The organism is Pseudomonas sp. PS02303 (genome assembly GCF_029959925.1).
GTDB classification, from domain to species: Bacteria; Pseudomonadota; Gammaproteobacteria; order Pseudomonadales; family Pseudomonadaceae; genus Aquipseudomonas; species Aquipseudomonas mandelii.
In genome coordinates, this window is the sequence record NZ_JASCOM010000551.1 from 1 (window position 1) to 606 (window position 606).

The 606-nt window shown below is 59.2% G+C and carries 1 protein-coding gene; it reads right to left on the reverse strand.

The annotated features are described in order from the left end of the window. The coding region (locus QMX98_RS34805; RefSeq protein ID WP_282412092.1) for an AMP-binding protein at positions 1-578 on the reverse strand (578 nt) is incomplete at its 3' end. Between the last annotated feature and the right edge of the window lie 28 nt (positions 579-606).

Sequence of the window (606 nt, forward strand, 5' to 3'; positions counted from 1 at the left end):
CCGGCACGAATGCCTTCGTCAGCGGTGATGACCACTTTGGATTTGCAGTCGATGATGCGACCGGCCAGGGCTTCCGGCGAGAAACCACCGAACACCACCGAGTGAATCGCACCGATCCGGGTGCAGGCCAGCATGGCGACCACGGCTTCGGGGATCATCGGCATATAGATAGTCACCACGTCGCCGCGGTGCACATCCTGGCCGCGCAAGGCGTTGGCGAACTTGCAGACTTGTTCGTGCAGCTCGCGGTAGGTGATGTTGCGGCTTTCGGCCGGGTCATCCCCTTCCCAAATGATCGCGACTTGATCGCCGCGCTCGGCCAGATGACGGTCGAGGCAGTTGTAGGAAACGTTGAGGGTGCCGTCGGCGAACCATTTGATGTCGACATGGTGATCGTCGAAGGAGGTCTGCTTCACCGTGGTGAAAGGCTTGATCCAGTCGAGGCGCTTGGCTTGCTCGCGCCAGAAGCCGTCCGGGTTGACGACCGACTGCTGGTACATGGCTTTGTAGGTTGCCTCGTCAGTCAGCGTATTGGCCAGAACCTCGGGACGAACGGGATACAGAGAAGCCGCACTCATCTTTCTTACCTCGGTGGAATAGTTGTTT